The organism is Streptomyces sp. NRRL S-118 (assembly GCF_000716335.1).
Lineage (GTDB): Bacteria > Actinomycetota > Actinomycetes > Streptomycetales > Streptomycetaceae > Streptomyces.
On sequence record NZ_KL591003.1, the window covers coordinates 320,261 to 338,514 of the forward strand.

Annotated in this window: 16 protein-coding genes; 4 read left to right on the forward strand and 12 right to left on the reverse strand. The window is 72.6% G+C overall.

Annotated features, from left to right (window positions below):
- On the reverse strand, nt 1-621 hold a 621-nt coding region (locus tag IH00_RS43915; protein ID WP_039946535.1), incomplete at its 3' end, for an ROK family protein.
- 216 nt (nt 622-837) lie between these two features.
- On the opposite strand from IH00_RS43915, the gene IH00_RS0108140 reads away from it, so the two are divergent.
- Nucleotides 838-1,815: a LacI family DNA-binding transcriptional regulator gene (locus IH00_RS0108140; RefSeq protein WP_199819722.1), complete on the forward strand. Its 978-nt coding sequence runs from the start codon at nt 838-840 to the stop codon at nt 1,813-1,815.
- Between the two features lie 392 nt (nt 1,816-2,207).
- Here IH00_RS0108140 and IH00_RS0108145 read toward each other — a convergent pair whose 3' ends face one another.
- The 6 genes from IH00_RS0108145 to IH00_RS0108170 all read right to left on the reverse strand — a co-directional run bounded on the left by IH00_RS0108145 (nt 2,208) and on the right by IH00_RS0108170 (nt 8,540).
- The gene (locus tag IH00_RS0108145) at nt 2,208-3,953 is read right to left on the reverse strand and encodes a serine/threonine-protein kinase (RefSeq protein WP_031071129.1); all 1,746 of its coding nucleotides are present in this window, start codon (nt 3,951-3,953) and stop codon (nt 2,208-2,210) included.
- Nucleotides 3,954-4,026: 73 nt separating this feature from the next.
- A complete protein-coding gene (locus tag IH00_RS0108150; RefSeq protein ID WP_031071131.1) occupies nt 4,027-5,325 on the reverse strand; it encodes a DUF6986 family protein in 1,299 nt (432 codons plus the stop codon).
- Nucleotides 5,326-5,492: 167 nt separating this feature from the next.
- Nucleotides 5,493-6,455: an electron transfer flavoprotein subunit alpha/FixB family protein gene (locus IH00_RS0108155; protein ID WP_031071132.1), complete on the reverse strand. Its 963-nt coding sequence runs from the start codon at nt 6,453-6,455 to the stop codon at nt 5,493-5,495.
- Nucleotides 6,456-6,579: 124 nt separating this feature from the next.
- Nucleotides 6,580-7,365: an electron transfer flavoprotein subunit beta/FixA family protein gene (locus IH00_RS0108160; protein WP_031071134.1), complete on the reverse strand. Its 786-nt coding sequence runs from the start codon at nt 7,363-7,365 to the stop codon at nt 6,580-6,582.
- Nucleotides 7,366-7,567: 202 nt separating this feature from the next.
- A complete protein-coding gene (locus IH00_RS0108165; RefSeq protein ID WP_031071136.1) occupies nt 7,568-8,098 on the reverse strand; it encodes a flavin reductase family protein in 531 nt (176 codons plus the stop codon).
- Between the two features lie 73 nt (nt 8,099-8,171).
- Entirely contained in the window at nt 8,172-8,540 is a 369-nt protein-coding gene (locus IH00_RS0108170; RefSeq protein ID WP_420710863.1) for a TlpA family protein disulfide reductase, read from the reverse strand.
- 402 nt (nt 8,541-8,942) lie between these two features.
- Between IH00_RS0108170 and IH00_RS0108175 the strand changes: the two genes are divergently transcribed.
- Nucleotides 8,943-9,665 carry a lysophospholipid acyltransferase family protein gene (locus tag IH00_RS0108175; protein ID WP_031071140.1) on the forward strand — a complete coding sequence of 241 codons (723 nt, stop codon included), beginning with the start codon at nt 8,943-8,945 and terminating at the stop codon, nt 9,663-9,665.
- Between the two features lie 112 nt (nt 9,666-9,777).
- Here the strand turns inward: IH00_RS0108175 and IH00_RS0108180 are convergent, their stop codons facing one another.
- The 5 genes from IH00_RS0108180 to IH00_RS0108200 form a co-directional block, all read right to left on the reverse strand.
- Nucleotides 9,778-10,497 carry a B3/B4 domain-containing protein gene (locus IH00_RS0108180; RefSeq protein ID WP_031071143.1) on the reverse strand — a complete coding sequence of 240 codons (720 nt, stop codon included), beginning with the start codon at nt 10,495-10,497 and terminating at the stop codon, nt 9,778-9,780.
- A 10-nt stretch (nt 10,498-10,507) separates the two neighbouring features.
- Nucleotides 10,508-11,107: a transglutaminase-like domain-containing protein gene (locus IH00_RS0108185; protein WP_031071145.1), complete on the reverse strand. Its 600-nt coding sequence runs from the start codon at nt 11,105-11,107 to the stop codon at nt 10,508-10,510.
- A gap of 106 nt (nt 11,108-11,213) precedes the next feature.
- Nucleotides 11,214-12,305, reverse strand: a complete 1,092-nt coding sequence (locus IH00_RS0108190) for a threonine aldolase family protein (RefSeq protein WP_391811683.1) — start codon at nt 12,303-12,305, stop codon at nt 11,214-11,216.
- A complete protein-coding gene (locus tag IH00_RS0108195; RefSeq protein WP_031071148.1) occupies nt 12,284-13,045 on the reverse strand; it encodes an SDR family NAD(P)-dependent oxidoreductase in 762 nt (253 codons plus the stop codon). The genes IH00_RS0108190 and IH00_RS0108195 overlap by 22 nt, the downstream gene beginning before the upstream one ends.
- A 29-nt stretch (nt 13,046-13,074) precedes the next feature.
- On the reverse strand, nt 13,075-14,517 hold the full coding sequence (locus IH00_RS0108200) for a DUF6421 family protein (RefSeq protein WP_078887628.1): 1,443 nt from the start codon (nt 14,515-14,517) through the stop codon (nt 13,075-13,077).
- Nucleotides 14,518-14,853: 336 nt separating this feature from the next.
- Between IH00_RS0108200 and IH00_RS0108205 the strand changes: the two genes are divergently transcribed.
- Nucleotides 14,854-15,537, forward strand: coding sequence for a glycerophosphodiester phosphodiesterase (locus tag IH00_RS0108205; RefSeq protein WP_031071152.1), 684 nt, complete (start codon nt 14,854-14,856; stop codon nt 15,535-15,537).
- A 122-nt stretch (nt 15,538-15,659) separates the two neighbouring features.
- Nucleotides 15,660-18,248 carry an ATP-dependent Clp protease ATP-binding subunit gene (locus tag IH00_RS0108210; RefSeq protein WP_031071154.1) on the forward strand — a complete coding sequence of 863 codons (2,589 nt, stop codon included), beginning with the start codon at nt 15,660-15,662 and terminating at the stop codon, nt 18,246-18,248.
- The last annotated feature ends 6 nt before the right edge of the window (nt 18,249-18,254 follow it).

The window sequence follows — 18,254 nt, forward strand, 5'->3', positions numbered from 1 at the left end:
GCCGTCGGGGCCGGGCCGCCATCCGTTGCCGAGGGCGCGGCGGGCGATGTTGGGGCCGCTGGCGATGCGTTCGACGCAGCCGCGCGATCCGCAGGGGCACGGGTCCCCGTCCAGCTCGACGCTGATGTGGCCGATGTGGCCGGCGTTGCCGGTCGGTCCGGTGTGCAGGCGCCCGCCCAGGACGAGTCCGCCGCCGACGCCGGTGGAGACGACCAGGCACAGGGCGTCGGCGTAGCCGCGGGCGGCACCCTGCCAGTGCTCGGCGGCCGTCATGGCGACGCCGTCCCCGACCAGGGTGACGGGCAGCCCGCCGGTGGCCTGCCGCACCCGCTCGACCAGGGGGAAACCGCGCCAGCCCGGCACGTTGACGGGGCTGACCGTACCGGCGGAGGCGTCGACCGGTCCGGCGCTGCCGATGCCGACGGCGGAGACGCGGCCCCAGAGCGGCGAGGCCGCCAGCTCGGCGAGCACCGCCTCGACCGCCCGCATCACCGTCTCTCCGTCCTCGCGGGCCGGGGTCGGCCGCTGGGCCCGGACGATGATCACGCCGTCGCCGTCGACCAGCGCGCCGGCGATCTTGGTGCCACCGATGTCCAGCGCGGCGGTCAGGTCGGAGTGCATCGGTGGCGGGTCCCCCGTGAGAGCTGTCAGTACCTGCGGATACAGAGGTGGTTCGGGAAGAGTCTGCCTCAGTCTCCATGGCGCTGACAACGTTGTCCAGGGCCTATGCTCGACGCCACACCCTTGCACAATCGATGACAGTACGACAGGACAGGACAGCGCACCGTGGCCGAGACCGCCCGCCGACCCGATCATCGCTACGGCAACCGGCCCACCATGAAGGACGTGGCGGCCCGTGCGGGCGTCGGCCTCAAGACCGTCTCCCGCGTGGTGAACGGCGAGCCGGGCGTCACTCCCGACACCGAGCGGCGCGTCCAGGAGGCCATCGAGGCGCTCGGCTTCCGCCGCAACGACAGCGCACGAGTACTGCGCAAGGGACGCACCGCCTCGATCGGCCTGGTCCTGGAAGACCTCGCCGACCCGTTCTACGGGCCGCTCAGCCGCGCCGTCGAAGAGGTCGCGCGGGCGCACGGGGCGCTGTTGATCAACGGGTCCAGCGCGGAGGACCCGGACCGGGAGCAGGAGCTGGCCCTGGCGCTGTGCGCGCGCCGGGTCGACGGGCTGATCGTGATCCCGGCGGGTGACGACCACCGCTACCTGGAGCCCGAGATCAAGGCCGGGGTCGCCACCGTCTTCGTGGACCGCCCGGCCGGGCGCATCGACGCGGACGCGGTGCTCTCCGACAGCTTCGGCGGGGCCCGCGCGGGAGTGACGCACCTCATCGCGCACGGCCACCGCCGGATCGGCTTCATCGGCGACCAGGCACGGATCCACACGGCCGTGGAGCGGCTGCGCGGCTACCGGGCGGCGATGGAGGACGCGGAGCTCGCGGTGGACGACTCCTGGGTCTCGCTGGGCTCGACCGACCCGGATCGGGTACGGGGCGCGGTCGCGGCGATGCTGGCCGGCCCGGACCCGGTGACGGCGATCTTCGCGGGCAACAACCGGGTGACGGTGACGGTCGTGCGCGAGCTGGCCGGGCGGGAGCGCCCGGTCGCCCTGGTCGGCTTCGACGACATCGAGCTCGCCGACCTGCTCGGTATCACGGTCATCGCCCAGGACGCGGCCGCGCTGGGCCGCACCGCCGCGGAGCGGCTCTTCCGCCGGCTGGACGGCAGCGACGACGCTCCGGAGCGGGTGGTGCTGGACACGACGCTGATCCCGCGCGGCTCGGGCGAGATCCGGCCGTCCTGACCGCTGACGGCTGCTCGCGCGGCTCCTGGCTCCTGGCTCCTGGCTCCTGATTGTTGGCTGCCGGGAACTCCTGGCCTCTGCCGCTCGTGGCTGCTCGGCTCGTGGCTCGTGGCTCGTGCGACCCCACCGCTTTGCGGCTCCCACGCCCCCTGGGGTCGCCGCGCCGCGCCGCCGTAGCGCCCCCGGCCGCGCCGCCGTAGCGCCCCCGAAGGTCAGGGGCGCCGTGGTCCCCTCGCCGGGCGCCGGCCCGCCACCGCGGAACCTCCCGGAGCGGACCGGCGCTCGCCCGGGCGGGCACCCACCACCAGGGGTTGTGCGCCACAGGTGGTGCGCCACGAGTTGGTGCGCCACAGGTCCGTGCCCGGCGGGGGCCGCCGCCTCCGCCGGGCGGGTCAGCAGACCGGCAGGCCGGGGAGCGGAGCGTCGTTGTCGCCGCCCTGGATGTAGACGTCGCTCACGTAGACGCCGGTGTTGCCGCTGTCGTCGTCGGTCTTCGCCCACCAGACGTTGGTCCACTCGCCGTGGGTCTCGCGGCGGCCCAGGTCGGCCTGGCAGTAGAAGTAGTTGGTGCCGGCGTTGAGGGTGCCTGCCGCGCTGCCGTCGGCGCGGTACGACGTCGCGGTGCGCCACACCTGGCAGTTGTACTTGCCGCCGCCGATGGAGTGGCAGACGGGCGCCGGAGCCGGTGCGCCACCGCCCCCGGTCGTGGTGGTCGATCCGGAGGTGTCGCCGCCGGTGGTGCCGCCCGAGGAGCCGGAGCCCGAGCCGTCACCGCCGGAGCCCTTGCCCCCGTCCGTGCCGGCCGCGGGAAGGGACGGCTTGCGCGACGGCGTGGGCGACGCGGGGTCGGTGGACCCCGGGGCGGAGCGCGTGGCTTCGGGGCTGGGCTTCCCCGAGGGATCCGAGGCGCCGGGCACCTGGTCGAGGGCCCGGGCCTGGTCCGGCGTGCCGCCCGTCGGGGCGTCCACCCGACCGCCGGCCAGTTCCTGGTCCGTTGCGCCGCCTGAGCGGTCCATGAAGGCGTACGTCACGCCTCCCCCGGCCAGCAGCACGGCCGCGATCGCCGCCGCCACCATGACCCGCGACCGGCTCTTACGGCGCCGCTCCGTCCGGGTGGAGGGCGCGGGCACCCCCGGTGCGGGGGTCGCCGGTGCCATGGGGGCCGCCTGCGCAGGCGGTTCGGGTGTCACGGGCCCCATGGGGGCCATGGGTGTCACGGGTGCCGGGCCGAAGCCCTGGGGCTGGTGCGGCAGGACGGTCCGCTCGGTCGGCACGTACGGAGGCGCGGGCGCCGCGGCCTGCCGCCCCTCGCCCACCGCCGCCAGCAGCCGTGCCGCCGTCAGGGCGTCCGGACGCTGCGCCGGGTCCTTGTGCATGAGCTGATGCAGCACCGCGCCGAGCGGCCCCGCTCGGCGCGGCTCGGGCAGCGGCTCCGCGACGATCGCGGTGAGCGTCGACCACGTCGACGTACGGCGGAAGGGCGAGGCGCCTTCGACCGCGGCGTACAGCGTGGCGCCCAGCGCCCAGACGTCGGAGGCGGGTCCCGGGTCGTGGCCCTGGGCGCGTTCGGGCGCGAGGTAGTCCAGGGAGCCGACGATCTCGCCGCTGCGCGTGAGGTGGGTGGCGGAGCCGTCGCCGGGGTCGTCCATCGCGGCGATGCCGAAGTCGGTGAGGACGACCCGTCCCGTGCGGTCCAGCAGGACGTTGCCGGGCTTGACGTCCCGGTGCAGCACGCCGACCGCGTGGGCGGCGCCGAGTGCCTCCAGCACCGCGGCGCCGATGGCGGCGGCCTCGCGGGGGTCCAGCACGCCGCGTTCGGCGAGCACGTCGTCGAGGGACGGGCCGTCGACGAGCTCCATGACGATGACGGGCCGGCCCTGGTGGTCGGCGACGTCGTGGACGGCGATGACCCCGGGGTGGCGCACCCGTGCGGCGGCCCGGGCCTCACGCTGCATGCGCAGCCGCAGGTCGGCGAGTTCGTGGCCGGAGGAGTCCGTGTAGGTACGGAGCTCCTTGACGGCCACCTCGCGGCCCAGCACCTCGTCGAACGCCCGCCAGACGACGCCCATGCCACCGCGGCCGAGCTGCCGGACGACCCGGTAGCGCCCCGCGATCAGTTCCTTCTCCCCCGAAGACACCGCTGCCCCGTTCCCCTGTACGCCGATCGATACGGCGTACAGAGTACGGGGCGCCGGTGGCCGTCCCGGCCGCTTACGGGGCGGTGGCGGTCAGGTCGCCGCGGCGGGGGGCGGCGAAGCCGTCGAGGTCCGCCCGGCTCAGGCCGGTCAGACGGGCGACCTCGTCGGTGTCGAGGGCGCCGCAGTCGATGCCCCGCAGCAGGTAGGAGCCGAGGGCCTTGGCGGTGGCGGGCTCGTCCATGACATCGCCGCCCGCCTGGTTGGCGTACGCGGACAGACGGGCCGCGGCCTGCTCGAAGCCCTCGCGGTAGAAGGCGAAGACGGCGGCGTACCGGGTGGGCAGGTGGCCGGGGTGCATGTCCCAGCCCTGGTAGTAGGCGCGGGCGAGCGCGCGGCGGGTGAGACCGTAGTGGAGGCGCCAGGCGTCGTGGACCTTCTCGGTGGTGCCGACCGGCAGGACGTTGGTGGAGCCGTCGGAGACGCGTACGCCGGTGCCGGCCGCGGCGACCTGCATGACGGCCTTGGCGTGGTCGGCGGCCGGGTGGTCGCTGGCCTGGTGGGCTGCGGAGACGCCGAGGCAGGCGCTGTAGTCGAAGGTGCCGTAGTGGAGGCCGGTGGCGCGCCCTTCGGCGGCGTCGATCATGCGGGCCACGGTGGCGGTGCCGTCGGCGGCGAGGATGGCCTGGCTGGTCTCGACCTGGATCTCGAAGCCGATGCGGCCGGTTTCCAGGCCGCGGGCCTTCTCGAACTCCTCCAGCAGGCGGACCATGGCGGTGACCTGCTCGGGATAGGTGACCTTGGGGAGGGTGAGGACGAGTCCGGCGGGCAGGCCGCCGGCCTCCATGAGCCCGGTGAGGAAGATGTCCAGGGTGCGGATGCCGCGGTCGCGTACGGCGGCCTCCATGCACTTCATGCGGATGCCCATGTACGGGGCGGCCGTCCCGTTGCGGTACGCCTCGGAGATCAGGCGGGCGGCGCGGGCGGCGTCCCGGTCCTCTTCGGCCCCGCCCTTGCCGCCGTAGCCGTCCTCGAAGTCGACGCGCAGGTCCTCGATGGGTTCGCGCTCCAGCTTCGCCCGTACGCGCGCGTACACCGGCTCGGCGAGCTCGTCGGACAGGCCGAGGACGGCGGCGAGGGAGGCGGCGTCCGGCGCGTGCTCGTCGAGCATGGCGAGGGCCTGGTCGCCCCAGGAGCGGATGGTGCCGGCTTCGAAGGCGTCGCCGGGTACGTAGACGGTGTGGACGGGCTGGCGGGTGCCGGGGTCGCCCGGGTAACGGCGGGCGAGTTCGGCGTCCACCGACACGAGCGAGGCGCTGATGCCGTCGCTGACCGCACCGGCGAGACTCGTCGCCACCTTCTCCTGCTGACCCATTCCCGAACCCTCCGCGCTCTCAGTGCCGCTTTTCCGCTTCACGGAATCAACAATCCGCATAGCGAAGTTAATCGGTGGGCCTGACCTGCGTCAATGGTGCCTCCAACGGAACGGGGCCGCGCGGTGAAGATCACCACGCGGCCCCGGGCCGTGACGGAAGGCGCAGGTCAGCCCTTGCGCGCCTGGACCTCGGCGGTCAGCTGCGGGACGACCTCGAAGAGGTCGCCGACCACGCCGTAGTCGACCAGGTCGAAGATCGGGGCCTCGGCGTCCTTGTTGATGGCCACGATGGTCTTCGAGGTCTGCATGCCCGCGCGGTGCTGGATCGCGCCGGAGATGCCCGCCGCGATGTACAGCTGCGGCGAGACCGACTTACCGGTCTGGCCGACCTGGTTGGTGTGCGGGTACCAGCCGGCGTCGACCGCGGCGCGCGAGGCGCCGACGGCGGCACCGAGCGAGTCGGCGAGCTGCTCGATGATCGAGAAGTTCTCGGCGCCGTTGACGCCACGGCCGCCGGAGACCACGATCGCGGCCTCGGTCAGCTCGGGGCGGCCGGTCGACTCGCGCGGGGTGCGGGAGACGACCTTGGTGCCGGTGGCCTTCTCGGAGAAGGAGACCGACAGGGCCTCGACGGTGCCCGCGGCCGGGGCGGCCTCCACGGGGGCCGAGTTCGGCTTGACCGTGATGACCGGGGTGCCCTTGGAGACACGGGACTTGGTGGTGAAGGAGGCGGCGAACGCGGACTGCGTGGCCACCGGGCCCTCGTCGCCGGCCTCGAGGTCGACGGCGTCGGTGATGATGCCGGAGCCGAGACGGACCGCGAGGCGGGCCGCGATCTCCTTGCCCTCGGCGGAGGACGGGACGAGCACGGCGGCGGGCGAGACGGCCTCGTGGGCGGCCTGCAGCGCGTCGACCTTCGGGACGACGAGGTAGTCGCCGAACTCCGGGGCGTCGGCGGTGAGGACCTTCACCGCGCCGTGCTCGGCGAGCGTGGCGGCGGTGGCCTCGGCGCCGGAGCCGAGGGCGACCGCGACCGGCTCGCCGATGCGGCGGGCGAGGGTCAGCAGCTCCAGCGTGGGCTTGCGGACGGCACCGTCCACGTGGTCGACGTAGACGAGAACTTCAGCCATGGGACTCAATCTCCTGCGGTGCGAGAAATCTGGGCGGGTGAGTGGCTCGCGCGAGCCTCAGATGCCGGGCCGGTCCGGGGTGGCGGCGGATACGGCTCCGCCGCACGGCCCCGGACCCCGGCAACTAGATGAACTTCTGGCCCGCGAGGAACTCGGCCAGCTGCTTGCCGCCCTCGCCCTCGTCCTTGACGATCGTGCCGGCCGTGCGGGCCGGGCGCTCCGTGGCCGAGTCGACCTTGGTCCAGGAGCCCTCGAGGCCGACCTCGTCGGCGTCGATGTCCAGGTCGCCCAGGTCCAGCGACTCGACCGGCTTCTTCTTGGCGGCCATGATGCCCTTGAAGGACGGGTAGCGGGCCTCGCCCGACTGGTCCGTCACGGACACGACGGCCGGCAGGGACGCCTCCAGCTGCTCGGACGCGGTGTCGCCGTCGCGGCGGCCCTTGACGGTGCCGTCCTCGACCGAGACCTCGGAGAGCAGGGTGACCTGCGGCACGCCCAGGCGCTCGGCGAGGATCGCCGGCAGGACGCCCATGGTGCCGTCGGTGGACGCCATGCCGCAGATGACCAGGTCGTACCCGGTCTTCTCGATCGCCTTGGCGAGCACCAGCGAGGTGGCCATGACGTCCGAGCCGTGCAGGTCGTCGTCCTCGACGTGGACGGCCTTGTCGGCGCCCATGGACAGCGCCTTGCGCAGCGCGTCCTTGGCGTCCTCGGGGCCGACGGTCAGCACCGTGATCTCGGCGTCGTCCGCGTCCTCGGCGATCTGCAGCGCCTGCTCCACCGCGTACTCGTCCAGCTCCGACAGCAGGCCGTCGACGTCGTCGCGGTCGACGGTCAGGTCATCGGCGAAGTGCCGGTCGCCGGTGGCGTCGGGCACGTACTTCACACAGACAACGATCCTCAAGCTCACGCCGGCTCTCCTACTGCATCGTCATAACTGGGCTGCCTTGTTGCACGCAGCATAGGCGCCTGATGGGACGGTTTCCGCTCGGGGCGGGTGCCGCCCCCAGCGGAAATATTACTCGTCAGTACACCCACTGTGTTCCCGGTAAGCAAGCGCTTTGAACTGTGACCTTGCCAACGCTGAGTAACCGGGCTGTACGCGCGCTTCCTCAGTCGCGCAGCGCGTTGAACCGGCCCTGGTGGTACAGCAGCGGGCGTCCGGCGCCGTCCGGGTCGCCGTCCACCACCTGCGCCACCACGATGCGGTGGTCGCCCGCCGGGACGCGCGCCACGACCCGGCACACGAGCCAGGCCAGGACGCCGTCGAGCACGGGGACGCCCTCGGGGCCGGCGTGCCACCGGGTGGGCGGGGCGAACCGGTCGGCGCCGCTGCGCGCGAAGGTGGCGGCCAGCTCCCGCTGGTGCTCGCCGAGTATGTGGACGCCGATGTGTTCCGCCTCGGCCAGGACCGGCCAACTGGATGAGGTGGTGCCCACGCCGAACGAGATCAGCGGGGGGTCGGCGGCGACCGAGCTGAGCGAGGTCGCGGTGAATCCGACGGGCCGCCCGGCTCCCTGCGCGGTGACGACCGCCACCCCTGCCGCGTGCCGCCGGAAGACGGAACGGAGCAGCTCGGGCGTGGCGGAGGGCACCGGCGTGGGGGGCCGGGTGGAGGTGCGCAGGCCGGGCGAGACGGTCATGGGGCGTCAGCCTTCCGATGCGTGGCATGCACAGTCAAGTGCGTCCGGGGAACTGCGAGATGTGTCACGGCGGTCACACCGCGTGCCCGAGGGCGGCGATGACGTCCGCCCTGCGCGGCTGGCCGGCCGCGCGCCGCACGATCCGGCCGTCGCGGTCCAGCACCAGCACGGTGGGGGTCCTGACGATGCCCAGCGCGCGGACGAGAGCGAGGCGGCCTTCGGCGTCGATCTCGACGTGGGTGACGCCGGGGACCATCTCCGCCACCTCGGCGAGGGTCCGCCGGGTCGCGCGGCACGGCTGGCAGAACGCGCTGGAGAACTGCACGAGCGTCGCCCGCTCGCCGAGGCGGGCGACGCCCAGCTCGTCCGGTCCGAGCAGGTCCTCGCCCGCGCCGCCGCCCTCGCCGCTCACCCTTCCGCCTTCCGTCGCGTCTTCCGTCACGCCCGCCCCACCTCTCCGCGCCTCTCCGCGCCTCTCCGCGCCGCGTCCCTCCGCGCCGCCGGACCCCCGGCGCCGGGAGCACCCGAGCCGGGCACCGGAGCACCCTGCCGGGAAGGACACCGCCGGCGCCGTGAGCGCCGCCGGGGCGGACCGGAAAGTCTCCGGACAGCCGCCGGCCGCGCCTCCGGCACCGCCGTCAGATGGAGCGTCCGCGCGGCCCCCGATGATTCCCGCTCGGCGCCGATCAGCCACGACGTGACGAGAATCTCGCCCCACGAAGGCGTCAGGACTGGTTTGAAGGGCGGACATGGGGCACGATCTGCCCCATGCCGGATACCTACGGCTGCGTAACTTCCGCCGGGAGAACCTCCCCAGGCATGTTCAGAGAGAAGGGTCTTCTCCGTGGCAGAACTCGTCTATCGGCCGGTCATCGGCGCCGCTCTCACCATGTTCAAGGCGCTCGACCTGAAGATCGACACACAGGGTTCGGAGAACATTCCGCGCAGCGGCGGAGCGGTGCTGGTCAGCAACCACATCAGCTACCTGGATTTCATCTTTTCGGGCCTCGCGGCGCTCCCCCAGAAGCGCCTGGTGCGCTTCATGGCCAAGGATTCGGTGTTCCGGCACAAGATCTCCGGTCCGCTGATGCGCGGGATGAAGCACATCCCCGTCGACCGCGCCCAGGGAGAGGCCGCGTACCGCCACGCACTCGAATCGCTGCGCGCCGGCGAGATCATCGGCGTCTTCCCCGAGGCGACGATCTCGCAGTCGTTCACGCTGAAGAGCTTCAAGTCGGGCGCGGCGCGCCTGGCGCAGGAAGCCGGCGTCCCGCTGATCCCGATGGCGGTCTGGGGCACGCAGCGGCTGTGGACCAAGGGCCGGCCGCGCAACTTCCGGCGCAGCCACATCCCCGTGACGATCAGGGTGGGCGAGCCGGTGGACGCGCCCACCGACCAGTACGCCGGTGCGATCACCCGGCGCCTGCGCGAGCGGGTGCAGGAGCTGCTGGAGGCGGCGCAGCGCGCCTATCCCGTACGGCCGAGGGACGCGAGCGACACCTGGTGGGTGCCCGCGCACCTCGGCGGCACGGCCCCGACGCCCGCCGAGGTCCGCGAGGCCAGCTGAGGCACCCCGAGGCCGGCCGAGGTCCGCAAGGCCGGCCGAGGTCCCGCGACGCCCGCCGGTGCCCCCGTCACCAGGCGCCGCCGGCGCCCGAGCGGTCCCGCTCGCGCCGCTCTCAGCTGCCGGGCGCGCGAACGGTGATCCGTGCGCCGGGGCTGAGCGCCTCCAGTGCCTCCGCGAGCTCGAGGCCCGCGGCTTCGAGGGCGCCGTGGGTCATGGGCGGGAGGCTCTCCAGCAGGAAGAGCGCGTTCACGGACCGTTCGGTGAGGCGGGTGCGCACACCCTGGCGCCAGTTCCAGCGACGGCAGGTGACGCCTTCGTCGTCGCACCACACGACCTCGCCCGGTTCCGGGCGCTCGGTCACCTCCTCGCCGCCCGCCGCCGTGGCGAACGGCTCCTCGCCGGTGGCGCGCACCAGCCGCATCCCGCCCCGGATGCGGTCGAGGTCCTCGCCGCCGACCGGGATCAGGTGGGCGACGCTGATGGCGTTGTACGCGTCGACGAGCAGGTTGATCCGGGGCAGCCCGCCGTCGGCGAGCGCACGCCGGGCCAGGGCTTCGGCGGAGTTGCGGGTCCGCGACGGCTTGGCGCCGAAGGCGCCGTACGCCGTCCGCCAGGCGGCGATGTGGGGGTCCTCGTGCGGGGCGCGGCCGTCGAGCCGCTCGGTGAGACGGCGCGCGGCCTCGTCGAGGAGGGCGGAACTCGCCGCGTTGCTCGGTCCGTTGACCAGGCCGCGCGCCTCGACGGCCAAGTGGGTGAAGCCGGGGGCGAGCGCCTGCACGTCGGCGGCGACGGTGAGCGGCAGGGAGAGGGGCAGGGGCAGCGACTGGGTCATGGTCCGCCGTTCAGAGTTCCGTGGGCAGCGTCTTCCACAGGTACGCCCGGTCGGGAGCAGCCTGCAGGGCATTCAGTACGACCGGATGCGGTTCAGCATACAGTACCGGATAGTCCACTTCATTGAACTCCGGGCGGACGGAGAAGGCCAGTCGCTCACGGTCCTGCGCGAACTGGGCATCGATGCCGGGCTTGTTGCCCCGCGGATCCTGTCGCGCCCACACCCCCCGCCCGGGCAGCCGGACCGCGACCAGGCCGTGGATCACGGGGTCGCTCCCGTCCTCCTCGGCGAGCCGCTGGTAGCACAGGGCCGCGGGCACGGAGCGGGCGCGCAGCAGCGCTACGAGCGCGTGGGACTTGACATAGCAGGTGCCGACACCCTGCTGCAGCACCTCCGAGGCGCGCCACGGGACGCGCGCGTCGCCGACGTCCGCCGAGTGCGCAATGGTGTCGCGGACGAGCTCGAAGGCAGCTTTGGCGTATGAGTATGCATCAGGATGATCGACGGTGAGGCGGACGGCGATGCCGCGCACCAGCGAGTGCTCATGATCGATGGCCTCGCCGGCCGCGAGATAGGCGGAGAGTTCGGGGGTGTGCTGAATCAGCTCCATATGTATCGACCATAAGGAAGCGACCGGCTGGAGTCAATGAATTTCCAACCGGCCGCATACCCATGCAGTCCATCACGTGAGCCGACAGCACATCATCCGTGCCGGATCAGCGGGCCATCTCTTCCTTGAGCGCCAGGAGGAAGGCGTCGACGTCGTCCTCGGTCGTGTCGAAGGAGCACATCCAGCGTACGTCTCCGGCCGCCTCGTCCCAGAAGTAGAACCGGAAGCGCTCCTGAAGCCGCAGCGTCACCGCGTGGGGCAGGCGTGCGAAGACCGCGTTCGCCTGGACGGGGTGGAGGATCTCGACGCCGTCGACCGCCCGGACGCCCTCCGCCAGCCGCTGTGCCATCGCATTGGCGTGCCGGGCGTTGCGCAGCCACAGGTCCTTGGCGAGCAGCGCCTCGAACTGCACCGACAGGAACCGCATCTTGGACGCGAGCTGCATCGACATCTTGCGCAGGTGCTTCATGTGGCGCACCGCGTCCGGGTTCAGGACCACCACGGCCTCGCCCATGAGCATGCCGTTCTTGGTGCCGCCGAACGTCAGCAGGTCCACGCCCACCGCATTGGTGAACGCGCGCATCGGCACGTCCAGCGACGCGGCGGCGTTCGCTATCCGGGCGCCGTCGAGGTGGACCTTCATGCCCAGCCCGTGGGCGTGCTCCACGATCGCCCGGATCTCGTCGACCGTGTACACGGTGCCGAGCTCGGTGTTCTGGGTGATCGAGACGACCTGCGGCATCGCGCGGTGCTCGTCGTCCCAGCCGAACGCCTGCCGGTCGATGAGCTCCGGCGTCAGCTTGCCGTCCGGAGTGGGGACGGTCAGCAGCTTCAGTCCGCCCATCCGCTCCGGCGCCCCGCCCTCGTCCACGTTGATGTGGGCGGACTCGGCGCAGATGACCGCGCCCCACCGGTCGGTGAGCGCCTGGAGGGCCGTGACGTTGGCGCCGGTACCGTTGAAGACCGGGTACGTCTCGGCGGTCGGGCCGAAGTGGCTGTGCATGACCCGCTGGAGGTGCTCGGTGTAGACATCCTCGCCGTACGACACCTGGTGGCCTTCGTTTGCGAGGGCGATCGCCGCGAGGACCTCCGGGTGGGCGCCGGCGTAGTTGTCGCTGGCGAAGCCGCGTACGGTCGGGTCGTGGCGCCGCCGGGCGTCGGTCCTGACGGCGGGGGTCACGGCTTGGGGGTCAGCCACAGGCGCTGTCCATTCACTTCCTGGGCGGGCTTCTCCCACAGGCCGGCGATGGCGTCGGCCAGGTCCTTGGCGTCCGTGAAGCCCGCGAACTTCGCATTCGGGCGCTCGGCGCGCATCGCGTCGTGCACCAGTGCCTTGATCACCAGGATGGCAGCCGCCGCCTTGGGCCCTTCCTCGCCCCCCGCCTTGCGGAAGGCGTCGGCGAGCGCGAGCGTCCACGCCTCGGCCGCCGCCTTGGACGCGGCGTACGCGGCGTTGCCGGCCGTCGGCTGGGTGGCGCCGGAAGCGCTGATCAGCGCGTAGCGGCCGCGGTCGCTGCGCAGCAGCCCGTCGTGGAAGGCGAGGGAGGTGTGCTGGACCGTGCGGATCAGCAGCTTCTCCAGCAGGTCCCAGTCGGCGAGGTCGGTCTGGGCGAACGAGGCGCTGCCGCGCCAGCCGCCGACGAGGTGGACCAGGCCGTCGATCCGGCCGAACTCCTTCTCGGTCTTGTCCGCCCACGCACGCGTCGCGTCCAGGTCGAGCAGATCGACGATCTCCCCGGTGACGGTGGCGCCGCCGTGCATGTACCGGGCCGCGTCGACCGCCTCCGCCAGGCGCTCCGGGTCGTAGTCGGCGCCGACGACCGTCGCACCGGCCGCGGCGAGCCGCAGCAGGGTGGCGCGCCCGGCCGGGCCGGCCGCTCCCGCCACCGCGATGACCGCACCTTCCAGGGGCCCGTTGCCGTTACCTTCGGCGTTCATGGACGTCGCCTCCTCCTGCGTACGAGAGTTCACGCGGCGGCCTCGGAAGCGGTGCCCGCACCGGAGGTGGCCGCCGTGATGCCCTTGGTGGAGGCGATCACGTTCTTCAGCTTCTTGGCAAGCGCCTCGTAGAACATGCTGAGCGGAAACTCGTCCGGAAGCACGTCGTCCACCAGCTTGCGCGGCGGCAGGCTCAGGTCGAGGGCGTCGGGGCCCTTGGCCCAGCGGGAGCCGGGGTGCGGGGCGAGGTAGGTGGAGACCAGGTCGTACGCGGCGAACCAGTGCACGAGCTTGGGGCGGTCGATGCCGTCGCGGTAGAGCTTCTCGATCTCCGCGCAGAGCTCGTTGGTGACCTGCGGGGCCCGCTCCCAGTCGATCTGCAGGGTGTTGTCGGTCCAGCGCACCACGTCGTGCTTGTGGAGGTAGGCGAAGAGGAGCTGACCGCCGAGTCCGTCGTAGTTGCGCACGCGGTCGCCGGTGACCGGGAAGCGGAACATCCGGTCGAACAGCACGGCGTACTGCACGTCACGGCCGTGCGGGTTGCCCTCGGCCTCCAGCTTCACGGCCTCCTTGAAGGCGGTGAGGTCGCAGCGCAGCTCCTCCAGGCCGTACATCCAGAACGGCTGGCGCTGCTTGATCATGAAGGGGTCGAACGGCAGGTCGCCGTGGCTGTGGGTCCGGTCGTGCACCATGTCCCAGAGGACGAACGCCTTCTCGCAGCGCTCCTGGTCGCCGAGCATCCGCTGGATGTCGTCGGGCAGCTCCAGGCCGAGGATGCCGACGGCGGCCTCGGTGACGCGGCGGAAGCGGGCGGCCTCGCGGTCGCAGAAGATACCGCCCCAGCTGAAGCGCTCGGGGGCCTCACGGACGGCGATGGTCTCCGGGAAGAGCACGGCCGAGTTGGTGTCGTAGCCGGAGGTGAAGTCCTCGAAGGTGATGCCGCAGAAGAGCGGGTTGTCGTAGCGGGTGGCCTCCAGCTCGGCGAGCCACTCCGGCCAGACCATCCGCAGCGCGACCGCTTCGAGGTTGCGGTCCGGGTTGCCGTTCTGCGTGTACATCGGGAACAGCACGAGGTGCTGGAGGCCGTCCACGCGGTGGGCCGCGGGCTGGAAGGCCAGCAGGGAGTCCAGGAAGTCGGGGACGGCGTAACCGCTGTCGGCCCACTTGCGCAGGTCGGCGACGAGGGCACGGTGGTACGCGGCGTCGTGCGGCACCAGCGGGGAGAGCTGCTCCACGGCGGCGACGACGCGGTCGAGCGCGGCGTCGACCGTCGCACGGGAGGGGGCTCCGTCGGCGCCCAGGTCTATGGAGCCGTCCGCGGACTGCCAGACGCGGATCTCCTCCACGGCATTCTTGAGCTCGGGCCAGGCCGGGTGGTCGACCACCCGGGCGCCCGCCCCGGCGTCGGTGGCTGCGGACCCGTCGGCCCCCACAGTCCCAGCAGCAGCATCCTGCACAAGAATTTCCGTCATCACTTTCCTCCACGGGAGAACCTCGCGTTAAGGCACCGTATCCATGGGCGGTTCTTCGCCACAAGTAGAGCCGGAAGAAATTATCCTGCCGACCCCCCGTCGCAACCGCCGTTTTTCCTGTACCGGACTGCTGATGCGCATGCATCGGCGGTAGCCCAGGGCCGAACGGGTGAGGTGACCTCCCGGTCAGCGCCGCGGCGCGGGCCGGCAACGTGCGCCGGAGAGTTGAGCGGAATGCTCCACTCCGGCGTGGCGGGACCGGTCGCACCCGGCAGGGCGGCCGTTAGGCTGCGGCCGTCCGCACGGATCCGGCCACGCGACGGAAGCGGGAAGATCATGAGTTTCCTCATCATCGGTCATCGCGGAGTCATGGGTGTCGAGCCCGAGAACACCCTGCGCTCCTTCCGCCGCGCCGAGCGCGCGGGCATGGACCTCGTCGAGCTCGACCTGCACCTGAGCAAGGACGGCGCCCTCGTCGTGATGCACGACGCCGAGGTCGACCGCACCACCGACGGCACCGGTCCGATCGCCGACAAGACCCTCGAAGAGCTGCGCGGCCTCGACGCCGGGCTCGGCGAGCGGATCCCCGTGTTCGAGGAGGTCCTGGAGGCGGTGCGCGTCCCGGTCCAGGCCGAGATCAAGGACGTGGCCGCCGCCCGCGCGCTGGCCGAGGTGCTGCGGCGGCACGATCCGGCCGGCCGGGTGGAGGTGTCGTCGTTCCACGACGAGGCCGTCGCCGAGATCGCCCGGCTGGTGCCCGGGGTGCGGACGGTGCTCATCGCCAGCCACTGGGGCCCCGACGTCGTGGAGCGGGCGCAGGCCGTGGGAGCCGCCGCGCTCGCGCTGAACATCCGCCGTCTGACACTGGAGACCGTCGAACGGGCGCGGGCGGCTTCCCTGCGGGTCATCGGCTGGGTCGTCAACACTCCGCAGCACCTGCGCCTGGTGCGCGCCCTGGAGCTGGACGGGGCGACGACCGACTTCCCGGAGATCCGGCGCACCGGCCGTTTCACCGCCTGACCCGCCCCGCCGGAGCTGGTGGGAGCCGCTGCTCCGTCCCGTCCGCCACAGGTGTAACCAGAATGCGCTCGGGAACCCGCGACGTGTCCCCAAGCCACCCCAGGACACCGGAACGGACACATATGAGCAGCGGCTTCATGGGCCCGGAAGGCTTCGGCCCCGACGCCTTCAGCGAGTTCCTGGCCCGTTTCTTCGGCGGCGGGGCGGGATCGCCCGGCGGGGCGGGCCGGTCCGGGCCCCGGTACATCGACATCGGCCGCCTGATGAGCGAGCCGGCCCGCCGGATGGTCGGCGACGCCGCCTCGTACGCGGCCGAGCACGGCAGTACGGACCTGGAGACCGAGCACCTGCTGCGGGCGGCACTGACCACCGAGCCGACCCGTGACCTGATCGCCCGCGCGGGCGCCGATCCCGACGCGCTGGCCGCCGAGATCGACCGGACCGCGGGCGAAGGCCCCCGGCAGTCGCGCATCGCCGTGACACCCGCCGTCAAGCGGGCCCTGCTCGACGCCCATGACCTGGCGCGGCACACCGGTGCTTCCTACATCGGGCCGGAGCACGTGCTCGCGGCGCTCGCCGCGAACCCCGACTCGGCGGCCGGGCGGATCCTGACCGCCGCCCGCTTCGACCCGGGCGCCGTCCCCGGCAGCGGCAGCGCACCGCGCGTCCCGCCCGGCGGCTGGGCGGACTCCGGCGTCGACCACCGGCCGCTGCCCCAGCGCGGCACGCCCACCCTCGACAAGTACGGCCGCGACCTGACCGACCTGGCCAGGGCGGGCCGCATCGACCCGGTGATCGGCCGTGAGACGGAGATCGAGCAGACCGTGGAGGTGCTCTCCCGGCGCGGCAAGAACAACCCGGTGCTGATCGGCGACGCCGGTGTCGGCAAGACGGCCGTCGTCGAGGGGCTGGCCCAGCGGATCGCCGAAGGGGACGTGCCCCACACGCTGCGCGACCGCCGCGTCGTCGCCCTGGACATGACGGGGGTCGTGGCCGGCACCCGCTACCGGGGCGACTTCGAGGAGCGGATGAACGCGATCATCGACGAGATCCGGTCTCACTCCGACGAGCTGGTCGTCTTCATCGACGAGCTCCACACCGTGGTCGGCGCGGGCTCCGGCAGCGGCGGCTCCGAGAGCGGCTCCATGGACGCGGGCAACATGCTCAAGCCCGCCCTCGCCCGTGGGGAGCTGCACGTCATCGGAGCCACCACGCTGGAGGAGTACCGCCGCTACATCGAGAAGGACGCGGCTCTCGCCCGGCGCTTCCAGCCGATCCTGGTCCCCGAGCCGAGCCCTGCGGACGCGCTGGAGATCCTGCGCGGCCTGCAGGACCGGTACGAGGCCCACCACCAGGTGCGGTACACCGACGAGGCGCTGATCGCGGCCGTCGAGCTGTCCGACCGCTACCTCACGGAGCGGTTCCTGCCCGACAAGGCGATCGACCTGATCGACCAGGCCGGGGCCCGGGTGCGGCTGCGCTCGAACTCGGGCGACGCCGACGTGCGCGTCCTGGAACGGCAGCGCGAACAGCTGCTGCGGGACAAGGACCAGGCCGTCGCGGCGGAGCAGTACGAGAAGGCCACGGAGCTGCGCGACCGGGTACAGGAGATCGAGGAACGGATCAAGGCGGGGCGCGGCGAGCCGCAGGCCGGGGACGGCCAGGTCCTGGAGGTGACGGCCGAGGCCGTCGCCGAGGTGGTCAGCCGGCAGACCGGGATCCCGGTGAGCAGCCTGACACAGGAGGAACGGGAGCGGCTCCTCGGCCTGGAGGAGCACCTGAACAAGCGGGTCATCGGCCAGGAGGAGGCCGTCACGGCCGTCTCCGAGGCGGTGCTGCGCTCGCGGGCTGGGCTCGCCGACCCCAGCCGCCCGATCGGCAGTTTCATGTTCCTGGGGCCCACCGGCGTCGGCAAGACCGAGCTCGCGCGGGCGCTCGCGGACGCCCTGTTCGGCAGCGAGGAACGGATGGTGCGCCTGGACATGAGCGAGTTCCAGGAGCGGCACACGGTCAGCCGTCTGGTCGGCGCGCCCCCCGGGTACATCGGCCACGAGGAGGCCGGGCAGCTGACGGAGGCGGTGCGCCGCCACCCGTACTCGCTGCTCCTGCTGGACGAGGTGGAGAAGGCCCACCCGGACGTCTTCAACATGCTGCTGCAGGTGCTGGACGACGGCCGGCTGACCGACTCCCAGGGGCGGACGGTCGACTTCAAGAACACCGTCATCGTGATGACCAGCAACCTCGGCTCGGAGGCGATCGGCGGCGCGCGCGGCCTGCTCGGCTTCGGGGCGACCGGCGCCGAGGCGGGCGAGGAGGCGATGCGCGAGCGGGTGCTGCGGCCGCTGCGCGAGCACTTCCGCCCGGAATTCCTCAACCGCATCGACGAGATCGTCATCTTCCGGCGTCTCGACGAGGAGCAGTTGCGGCGGATCACCGATCTGCTGCTGGAGGAGACGCGGCGCAGGCTGCGCGCCCAGGACGTGACGGTGGAGTTCGCCCCGGAGGCGGTCGACTGGCTCGCCCAGCGGGGCCACCAGCCCGAGTACGGGGCGCGGCCGCTGCGCCGCACCATCCAGCGTGAGGTGGACAACCGGCTGTCCCGGCTGCTGCTGGACGGGCGCCTGCCGGCGGGCGCGCGGGTGCGGGTCACCGTGGGGAACGGGCAGTTGGCGTTCCACACGGACGAGCCCGCGGAGCCGGGGCCTTCCTGACCGGCC